The sequence below is a fragment of the Burkholderia sp. HI2714 genome (genome assembly GCF_002223085.1).
Lineage (GTDB): Bacteria > Pseudomonadota > Gammaproteobacteria > Burkholderiales > Burkholderiaceae > Burkholderia > Burkholderia lata_D.
Map to the genome: position 1 here is coordinate 1 of NZ_NKFM01000078.1, position 9,816 is coordinate 9,816.

The following is a 9,816-nucleotide window of genomic DNA, read 5'->3' on the forward strand; positions in this document are numbered from 1 at the left end:
GCGCTGTCGCGCCGAACAGATCGATCACCTGCGCAGCAATGCCTTCACGATTGCGATGCGCGAACAGCGGCGCCATCGTAGCTTCGAGCTGCGCCCACGGCATGCGCGTCGCGAGCACCGCAAGCGGATGGCGCAGGTCGATCATCGAATCAAGGCGGCTTCGGAAGAAATCGTCGGTCATGTCGGCGCGCTCCAGCTCCCAGGTTCTAAATCAGATCGATATTCGTTCTGGGAGTTCGCAGCATATCCGGCTCCCGGCAATCCCTTGCAGGGCTTGGTTCCACTATGTTTTGCATGTCCGACCAGTTAAGGGGTCCGAAATTCGCGGGCAAGCTCAATCAGCTCATCGGGGAACAGCTTCGGCGTCTTCGGGGTCTTGATCTTCTTGGTTACAGTTGCTTCGGTCATAGGACGTTGTTTCCGTTATCGTCTCATGTCCTCGGCACACTAAAATTCTGACAGGCTCGCCGGAGGCTTTGTCTGACGATTCGGCCTGCGACGTCTCGACAACGCTCGCGTTCTCGACCTGCTCCAGCCACACCAAGAGCCGCAGCACTTCGTCAAGCTCATCCAGGCTCACGAAGTCGTAGCGCCGATGACTGGCGAAGATGCGCCGCGCCAATCTCACGTCAGTCACAACCGGCACCCCCATCTTCTCGGCATAGGCGCGCACCGCCAGTGCGCGCTGATTGGTCTCCAGCACAGATATCAAGACAATCGACGACAGCTCCGGCTTGAAGAAAATGCCTACGGCGATATGCGTGGGGTTGGCGATGATGAGACGCGAGTTCTTCACATCCGATTTCACCTGCTCGGACAGAATTTCTATGTGCATCTGGCGCCGGCGCGACTTGATCTCGGGATTGCCGTCCTGCTCCTTCATCTCGCGCTTGACCTCCTGCATATCCATCTTCATGTCCTTCATGAACAGGAGGTATTCGGCGACGGCATCCAGAATCAGCACCGTCACGATGCAGACCAGATACAGCAGCACCATCGACAGGAGCAACTTGCGCCACACCATCGCCATGTCCGCCGGGCTTCCATGGACCTGGGAAAACAGCAGAACCTTGTGCTTGTGCCAAACCACTGCCACCGCCACGACGAAGCCCATCAGGTAAAGCAGCGCCTTCACCGCCTCCTTCACCGTCCGCAGGCTGAACAGCTTCTTGAAGCCGTTTACCGGATTGAGCGCAGATAGGTTGAACTTCACCGCCTCACTGGCCAGCACAAAGCCTGTCTGCAGCAGCGTAGGCAGCGCAGACGCCACAACGCACAGCAGCAAGATGGGCAACAACAGTTTGAGACCCAGCCAGAACACCGCCTGCGCATACCCGCGCATGTCCTGCCGAAAGCCATCTTCCAGCACCCGGCGGAACGCCCCCATCAGCTCCACCAAGGAGCCGAAGGACACCAAGTACGCAACGCCGAACAACGTGAGGCAAGCCACGATCAGATCGCGGCTCTTGAACGATTGCCCTTTCTTGGCAGCGTCTTGCAAGCGTTTGCGCGTGGGCTTCTCGGTCTTGTTCGCCATGTCAGCGTCCCTCACCCTGCAGCCAGGCCGGTACCGCCGAGGCGGGGAATGCCAACTGCGCTACCCGGTCCGGCATCACTGGACTGAAATAGATCAACATGATCAACAGCGCGATAGCACTCTTCACCGTCAGCGATACCGAGAAGGCATTCATCTGTTGCGCGAAGCGCGACAACAACCCCAAAACCACCTCAGACAACAGCAATGCGGCGACCACGGGACTGGCCAGAACCAGTGCTTGCGCGACGATCTGGTTAACCAATCCCAGCAACGGCGGCAACGCCGGCGTGCAAGCACCCATCGGATCGCACAACTTGTAGCTCCGCGAAATCACGTCCACCATTAGCATCATGCCGCCACCTTGCAGGTAGACGGCAGCGGCGAACAGGTTGAACAGATTGGCCAGTTCCGAGGTATCGACGCCGTTGGCCGGGTCAATGCTGCTGCTTAGCGTGGCGCCGCGCTGGTTGTCGATGACGCTACCCAGCGCGTGGAACACCCAGAACGGCCACGCCAGCAAACATGCCAGCAGCACGCCGACACCAACCTCGCGCGCGATCATGAGCAGGAACGGCAACGTCTGAAATGATGGCAGCGCATCGACTGGATGCGGCCACAGCCCCAAGGCCACCACCATCGTCACGGATGTGCGCACTACGCCGTTCAAGACATTGCTGTTTAGAAACGGCAGGATAAAGAACACCGGCGCCACCCGAGCAAAGCCAAGCGAGGAGACGGCAAGCCAGCCGTGGATCTCGAAGAACAGCCCGAATGCCATCGCGTGTCAGCTCTTGGCCAGGGCAAGCCGCATCACCTCGCGGCCGAAATTGAGCAGGGTCTCGCCGTACCAGCCGGACAACAGAAACAGGCATAGGCTGACACCGAACAGTTTGATGCCGAAGGGCAACGTCTGCTCCTGCAGCTGGGTAACCGTCTGGAACAGGCCAATCAGCAGACCGATGGCAGTGGCAACTATGATGGGCCAGGCGGATAGCAACAGCACCAGGTGCAGTGCCTTGTTGCCGGCAAATACCAGATCATTCATTCAACACTCTCCCCGGATCACTTCGCCAGGTCCAGGTATTGCAGCACCAGACCCTTGGACAACAGCGTCCAGCCATCCATTGCTACGAATAGCACTAGCTTGATCGGCACTGAAATGGTCACCGGACTCATCATCATCATCCCCAATGCCAGCAGAACACTGGAAATTACCAGATCGACTACCACGAAAGGTAGATAGAGGTAAAAGCCGATCTTGAACGCGCTTTGGATCTCGCTCAGCGCATACGCAGGCAACAAGGCAAAGATGGACGGCCTTTCATCTGCGGCGGCCGGTGCGTCCACGACGCCGGTCTCGCGTTCGGTCCGTTCGGCCTGCGCCTTCTCAAAAAAGCCGACCAGCTCGGGGTCGGAATATTTGCGCAGGTAGTCTCGATAGCTGTTCAAGCCGTTATCGACGAAGTTGCTTAGCGCGGACACGCTGGTGAAGCTGACCTGCTCCTCCTGGTAGTAGCTGTACGCTTCTTTGGCGACCGGCAACATTACGAACATGGAAAGCATCAGTGCGATGCCATTGAGCGTCATGTTCGACGGCACCTGCTGCAGACCTAGCGCATTGCGCACCATCACGAACACGATGGAAAACTTGACGAAGCAAGTTCCCGATGCGATCAAAAACGGCAACAGTGTGGATAATGCAAGCAGAGCGATCAGCGAGATATCATTCGACATCGCCGGCACCGCCCATCCATTCGGCTACTTCCACCCCCAGTTGGCCATCCAGTTGCACCAATTCGCCTCGGCCGATGAGCGCGCCGTTGGCCCGTACCTCTACCTGCCTTTCGGCATCCGCCGGCAGCGGCAGAAGATGGCCGCGACACATGTCCTGCAACAGGCCAAGCGTCAAGCGGTCGCGATGCAGTACGAACTCGAGCCTCACCGGCAATTGCCCCATTTCATGCACCGCCTTGGTTTCAATCTGCATATCCTCCATATCCTCCGGCTCCTGCCATTCCATAGCTATATCCTCTCCAACGATTTGATAAAGACCCAGTGTCTTGTCATGACAACGCACTTCCTGCGCCCGTTCGCGGATCAACAGCACATCGCCGCACCCAACTCGATCCAGCAAGGCCAAGCGAACCCAGCTGTCACCGGCAACGAAACGCAACGGCCAGCTCAACCCGGACAGGGGCGGCGTGGCGGCGGCTTCCGCTTCGGGCAAACGCTCCAGCCACAGCGGGCCGCCCGACGTCATCACCCTCAGCAAGGGTCGCTGCGGCAACGCATCGGCCACCGTCGGCTCGCCCAGCCGCAGCCGCTGATACGCCAGTTCCGGCAGCGGCAATTCCAGCGGATGCTCGACCGCGTCAAGCCATTGCACCACCAGTGCATCAACGCCAGAGGACACCGCCAGCTCAGCCAGTTGCGGCACCGCGTGAGCCAGCCAGTCCCGGGGCCTCAGCCATCCCTGCCAACGCCCGCCGACATCGGCCAGCTGCAACCAGACGCCGTTGCGCGGCGGCATTTCCAACTCGGCGTCCATGCCCAGGCGCCGCCAAGCGGCGGCGCTGCGGACCAGCGCACGCTCTGCCGCGTCTATCCGTCTCAGTCCCAGCATCAAACGTCATCCTCCTCTTGCTGCTGCGGTCGCCGCTGCTCGCCGCCATCGCCGCCATCGCGCGCCAGCTGCCATTGCTGCGGATTGCCGGACTGCCACTGCTCACTTAGCCGCTGGGCCACCAAGGCATCCGAAGGCTGCAGCAACAAGCCCCCGTTCGCCGAGGCCTGCACGGTTACCCCGTGTTCGCCTCCCCAACGCGAAAAACGGTATGTTAGGGCGCTCTGCGGCACATCGACAGCTTGTGCGCTCTCGCTGCGCGCATGGCGTGGCATTCCGGGCGCCGCTTCTTGGCGCACCTGGGGCGAGGGGAATGGCATTAAACGGGAAGAGGGCGCGGATTGGGGGGGGGCGGCCTGGAGCGAGAGAGCGTCGTGGCGCGGCTTGCGCTCGACGGGGTGTGGCAAGGCAGACTCAGACGGTGCAAGAGCGGCTTGCTCCGGCGCAGCGGCGATGTGCCCGACTTGAAACACCGCCCCCCCATCGGCAACTGCCATGGACGCCGCAACCACCCTCGCAGCCTCCGGCAACGCCGCAGGATGCTTCCCACCCTGCGCGCCGGGTTTGACAGCCGCATTGCTACGGGAAAGCTCTGCCTGCGGCCAGGCGCTCCGGGAATGCGGCGCCGCGCCGCCATCCTGGAGCAAGGCCCTCATCACGAGCGACTGACTGCGCCCCTCTGGGTTGTCCGCTACGGTCACTTGGCCCAATTGATTTCGGCGCAACGCCGCCAAGGCCCGCGGCAACGGCGGTAGCCAAGGCTGCGCCTCGGCGGCAGATTCGCGATCTCGCTCCTCCTCTTTCCGAGGCCGCGGCTCTCGCCGCGCCAACAGGCTATCCATCAGGCTGCCCGTATCGTCCGGCGACACCGTCGCGCCGTCTTTAGGCAAAGCAATGGGAATCATGGCTTCCATCGTATATTTTCCTCTTGTTCGGCCTCGTCCTCGCGCAGACGCGCCAAGCGCGCCTGCTTGCGAAGCTGCGCGGTCCAGCATTGATACTTGTCCTCTTTGCGCTGCCAAGCGCGCCGCTCGTCCTGCCGTTCCAACCTGCGCTCGGCCAACGTTTGGCGCCGCCCGCTCAATTGCTCTGCCTGCAATCCTAGGATCTGCAACTGATGCCGCAACACTGCCTGCTTGCGCAGCAGCGTAAGCAGCTGACCGCGGTCCAACACGGTGCCAGTCTCCCGCTGCGTTTCCCTCAGCTGGCGCAAGCCGTTTGCCTGGGCGGCCAGTGCATCCTCTTCATGGCGCAACCCTTCATCCTCTCGCGCCAGTTGCGACAGCTCGGCGTCGCAACGGCGTTGCGACGCTTCGCTGCGGCGTTGTAGAGCGCGTAGCTTAGGCAATAAGCGCATGCATCCCCTTCAGTGTCTCAAGGAACGGCGAGCTTTCGTCCAGCGGCTGGCGCAGCCAGCGCTGCAACGGCTCCCGGGCCTGCATCACCCTGTCGTTGTCGGCGTTCTCGCCCGGCCGGTACTCGCCCAGATCGACGAACATTTGAAGCTCGTCCAGCCGTCCCATCTGCGCGCGCACGCCGGAGGCGAGGCGCTGATGGCTAGGGTCGGTCACCTGGCCAGCAACTCGGCTGGCACTTTTTAGCACGTCTATTGCCGGATAGTGGCCCTGGCCTGCCAATTTTCGGCTCAGATAGATGTGGCCGTCCAGAATGGACCGGATCTCGTCCGCCATCGGGTCCGGTTCATCGTCACCTTCAAGCAGCACGGTATAAAATGCGGTGATGCTACCGCTGCCGGTGGCGCCGGGGCGCTCCAGCAATCGCGGCAGGCTATCGAACACCGACGCCGGGTAGCCACGCCGCGCTGGCGGCTCTCCCGCCGCCAGCGCCACGTCGCGCAGGGCGCGCGCGTAGCGGGTCATGGAGTCAACGAACAGCACCACGCGCTTAGCTTGGTCGCGAAAATACTCGGCGACCGTGGTGGCCAGCAACGCCGCATTGCAGCGGTCCACCGAGGCGACGTCAGATGTGGCGAACACCAGCACGCAACGCTCACGCTTGGGCGAGCCACGCAGCGCTTCGACGAATTCGGTCACCTCCCGGCCCCGCTCGCCAATGAGGCCGATGACGAAAACGTCGGCCTCCGCCTGATCGATCAGCATATGCATCAGCATGGTCTTACCGCAGCCCGCAGAGGCGAAGATGCCGACGCGCTGGCCAACGCCACAGGTAAGCAGCCCGTCGATAGCTCGCACACCGGTGACCAGCCGCTCGTGCACGCCGACGCGGTTCGAATACGACGGGGGTGCTGCATCCACAGCGCGCTCTTCTCCGCCCACTGCCATGGAGGGTGCCAGACGCTCGACAATCTGTCCGGTAGAATCCAGTACCGCGCCGAGCGTCTCTTCGCCAATCCACGCAGAAAGCGCGCGTCCAGTCGGCTGCAGCACCGCTTCGCGGGTGAGGCCCCGCGCGCTGCCTATTAAGCTGAGCACCGCGCACTCATGGTTCAGGCCTACAACCTGGGCCCGCGCCATCACGGCATCATCCCGCCAACTACGGCGGATTTCGCATAGCTCTCCGATGGCCACGCCAGGCAAGGCTGCTTCCAGGATCGGTCCCGACAGGCGCTGCGGATAGGCCAGACGGCGCAACAGACGTGGCGGATTCATCGCAGGAGCAACCCGCTGAAATGTTGCAGGCTAGCGAAAAAGCCGTTCAGCGCCTCGGAAAAGCGAAGACCATCGCCAAGATAGTTAGGATGAACCAAACCCTTGAGCGCCAACGATCCGTCCTGAACCACCAATTGTAGCTGGCCGCCGCGCGCGAAGGCGCAATTGTCCATCAAAGCCTGCAGCAGTGCGCCGCCGCGCTGGGCGATCATCGCGTCGCCATGCTCGCCGATGAGCGACCACAACCACACATCCTCGTCCTGGACACTGATATAGATGCTGGGCAGATCGTGCAGATCCAGCACGATGGTGGAATGGTTATCCAACGCGCCGATCAGGGTCGGGTCGCAACCGCTAACCTCTAGAGCAGTGCGAGCGAGTTGGGCGATCTCCAGTGAGTACATGAGCTAAGTCCTCTAAGGCTTAAATAGTTTTAATTACCTTAACCGACACGCTGTCGGCAATCTCGCCGAAAGACACGACTTCTAATTCGCGGAAGCGGCTCTCGACTAGTTTCTTGATGAAGCGGCGCACGTCGACCGACGTGAGCAACACCATGTCTTTATGCGCAATATTGAGTCCGTCCAATCCGAGCCCGAACAGGTCCATCAGCTCGTCGGAGGCCGCGGGCTCCAGATTGAGGAAGGAGCCGCTCGAGGTCTGGCGAATGCCCTTGCGCACCATGTCTTCTGCTTCCACCGACAGCATCACCGCGCGCAACTCGCCGCCGTGGGCGAACTTGTGGCAAATGTAGCGCGCCAGCGCGCCGCGCACGTGTTCGACCAGGTTGATCACGTCCTTCTCCCGCGGCGCCCACAGCGCCAGCGCCTCCATGATCAATTTCATGTTGCGCACCGAGATGCGCTCCGCCAGTAGGCGCTGCAACACCTCCGCAATGCGCTGCACCGTGGCATGGCGCTGCACCTCTTTGAGCAGGTCCGGGTATTTAGTTTCTAATTGGTCCAACATGTGCTTGGTTTCCTGCACGCCGAAGTATTCATTGACGTGGCGAGCCAGCAGCGCTGCCAAGGCGTGATAGAGTTCGTCCAGCGCCGGACGCAGTTGGTACCCCAGCTTCGCCAGCTTTTCGCCGTCCGTAAGGCGTACCCAAGCGCACTGGCTGCCGCCCTGGACGCAGAAGACGGGCTGCACGCCAAGCGCGGCGGCCTCGTCGGAATAGTTGATCACACGCACCAGATCGAAATGCACCTCGAACTCGTCGGCCCGAATCTCATTGATCAACAGCGCCACCTTGTTGTCGGCCATCGATTCGCCGTCGCGCAGCAACATATCAGGTAGACGCACGCCATAATCGATGAAAAACTGGCTACGCAGACGCTCGGCCAACTGCGACTGCTCCAATGCGGCGCGACGCATCTTGGGAACCAATAGAATCAGCGGTACGGTTTCCGCCGCCACCTTGTCCAAGTTGCCAATCAGTCCCAGAGAACTATCGTTGCTGCCCGCCGCCGCTGAGACGGCCACCATGCCGGCGCCACTTGGTTGCGCCCCACCGCCCACCTCGCGTTCGGCTTTGCGACGCTTGAAATAGAATAGCCCTCCCAGCATCGTGGCCAGCGGCAAAAACACCTGCAGTGGAAAACCGGGCAGCATTCCCACCGCCAAGGCCAACACTGCCGTCACAGCCAGCACGAACGGTTTACCCAGCAACTGGCTCATGATATTGCGACCCATGTTGTCGCTGTCGCCGTTGACGCGGGTAACGATGAAACCGGCGCTGATGGCGATCAGGAGCGCCGGTATCTGCGCGACCAAGCCATCGCCGATGGTCAGCATGGTGTAGGCGGACAGCGCGGAGGACAGGTCCATGCCGTGCTGGGTCATCCCCACCGCGATGCCACCGATGAAGTTGACGAAGATGATGATGATGCCGGCGATGGCATCGCCCTTGATGAACTTCATTGCACCATCGAATGACCCGTAGAGCTGGCTCTCGCGCTCCAACACGCTGCGGCGCTCTTTCGCGCCCTCAGCATCGACGATGCCGGCCTTGAGATCGGCGTCGATGCTCATCTGCTTGCCGGGCATGCCGTCCAGCGAAAAACGCGCCGCCACCTCGGCCACGCGCTCCGAACCCTTGGTGATGACGATGAACTGCACGACTGTGACGATGGAAAACACCACAAAGCCCACCGCCAGGCTGTCTCCGATGACGAATTGACCGAAGGTGGCGATGATGTCGCCAGCGTCCGCTTCAATCAGAATCAGACGGCTGGTGCTGATCGACAGCGCCAGCCTGAACAACGTGGTGATCAGCAACACCGACGGAAAAGTGGAAAAGCTGAGAATGCGGTCAATATAAAATGACCCCATAAAGACCAACACTGCCAATACAATGTTCAGGCCGATCAGGAAGTCCACTAGATAGGTGGGCAGCGGGATGATCAACATCGCGATGATCATCATCATCAGCAGCAGAATCAACAGTTCCGGACGCGATCTCGCGCCATTGAGCAAGGAGTTAAACACCCGGTCATCCCAAAAGTTCGATCAAACTGTCATCGGCACGCATCCTCGAAAAGCAGCCCTCTCCGTAGACACTCCCAACGAGTGTCCAACAGCGGCGCGATCGAATCCTGACGCAAATCTGATTAAGAAGGGCTTCATAAAGGTAAGTCAGTATGGCTTTGTTCGGAAGGGGGTGGTTGCGCGGCAGCGTGAGGTCGAGTAGAAAGGGCAATTGATCTATGCCTCGTGAACGTTCATTGCCATACAAAGCCAGCCTGAAATCCGGAGCGCCGCGCAAACGCCCGAAACCGACGTATCGGGTCGCGAACGCCCGCGCCTACAATCAGAGCCTGAAGCGGCGAGGCCAGCTCAGCCTCTACTGCCCGGAGGGCGACCTGAAGGCGCTGTTCATCAACACCCAGCCGTATGGGCCGGGTGTGTCCGGGCGTGCCCCAACCTACACGAACGCCTACATCGAGCTGATCTATACGTTTTACCGGTTGTTTCGTTGGGCGATGCGTCAGATCACCGGCTTCATGGAAGAGTACTGGCGGCTG

Annotated in this window: 10 protein-coding genes and 2 pseudogenes; 1 reads left to right on the forward strand and 11 read right to left on the reverse strand. The window is 60.8% G+C overall.

The window, feature by feature from the left end; translation table 11 throughout:
* The 11 genes and pseudogenes from CFB82_RS40200 to CFB82_RS40250 all read right to left on the reverse strand — a co-directional run.
* Positions 1-181: pseudogene (locus tag CFB82_RS40200) on the reverse strand (IS5/IS1182 family transposase); the annotation flags it as partial.
* 162 nt (positions 182-343) lie between these two features.
* Positions 344-1,537: an EscU/YscU/HrcU family type III secretion system export apparatus switch protein gene (locus CFB82_RS40205; RefSeq protein ID WP_089487788.1), complete on the reverse strand. Its 1,194-nt coding sequence runs from the start codon at positions 1,535-1,537 to the stop codon at positions 344-346.
* A 1-nt stretch (position 1,538) separates the two neighbouring features.
* Entirely contained in the window at positions 1,539-2,315 is a 777-nt protein-coding gene (sctT, locus tag CFB82_RS40210; protein WP_089487779.1) for a type III secretion system export apparatus subunit SctT, read from the reverse strand.
* Between the two features lie 6 nt (positions 2,316-2,321).
* A complete protein-coding gene (locus tag CFB82_RS40215; RefSeq protein ID WP_089487780.1) occupies positions 2,322-2,582 on the reverse strand; it encodes an EscS/YscS/HrcS family type III secretion system export apparatus protein in 261 nt (86 codons plus the stop codon).
* A gap of 17 nt (positions 2,583-2,599) precedes the next feature.
* Positions 2,600-3,271, reverse strand: coding sequence for an EscR/YscR/HrcR family type III secretion system export apparatus protein (locus CFB82_RS40220; protein ID WP_089487781.1), 672 nt, complete (start codon positions 3,269-3,271; stop codon positions 2,600-2,602).
* Positions 3,261-4,160, reverse strand: a complete 900-nt coding sequence (locus tag CFB82_RS40225; RefSeq protein ID WP_089487782.1) for a YscQ/HrcQ family type III secretion apparatus protein — start codon at positions 4,158-4,160, stop codon at positions 3,261-3,263. The genes CFB82_RS40220 and CFB82_RS40225 overlap by 11 nt, the downstream gene beginning before the upstream one ends.
* Entirely contained in the window at positions 4,160-5,074 is a 915-nt protein-coding gene (locus tag CFB82_RS40230) for a SpaN/EivJ family type III secretion system needle length determinant (RefSeq protein WP_179255529.1), read from the reverse strand. The genes CFB82_RS40225 and CFB82_RS40230 overlap by 1 nt, the downstream gene beginning before the upstream one ends.
* The gene (locus tag CFB82_RS40235) at positions 5,062-5,517 is read right to left on the reverse strand and encodes a hypothetical protein (protein ID WP_089487784.1); all 456 of its coding nucleotides are present in this window, start codon (positions 5,515-5,517) and stop codon (positions 5,062-5,064) included. Before CFB82_RS40235 ends, CFB82_RS40230 begins: the two co-directional genes overlap by 13 nt.
* On the reverse strand, positions 5,501-6,790 hold the full coding sequence (gene sctN, locus CFB82_RS40240; RefSeq protein WP_089487785.1) for a type III secretion system ATPase SctN: 1,290 nt from the start codon (positions 6,788-6,790) through the stop codon (positions 5,501-5,503). Before sctN ends, CFB82_RS40235 begins: the two co-directional genes overlap by 17 nt.
* A complete protein-coding gene (gene spaK, locus CFB82_RS40245; protein WP_089487786.1) occupies positions 6,787-7,194 on the reverse strand; it encodes an SPI-1 type III secretion system chaperone SpaK in 408 nt (135 codons plus the stop codon). Before spaK ends, sctN begins: the two co-directional genes overlap by 4 nt.
* Positions 7,195-7,213: 19 nt before the next feature.
* Positions 7,214-9,280 carry an EscV/YscV/HrcV family type III secretion system export apparatus protein gene (locus CFB82_RS40250; RefSeq protein ID WP_089487787.1) on the reverse strand — a complete coding sequence of 689 codons (2,067 nt, stop codon included), beginning with the start codon at positions 9,278-9,280 and terminating at the stop codon, positions 7,214-7,216.
* 218 nt (positions 9,281-9,498) lie between these two features.
* Between CFB82_RS40250 and CFB82_RS40255 the strand changes: the two are divergent.
* Positions 9,499-9,816 (forward strand): annotated as a pseudogene (locus CFB82_RS40255) (hypothetical protein); the annotation flags it as partial.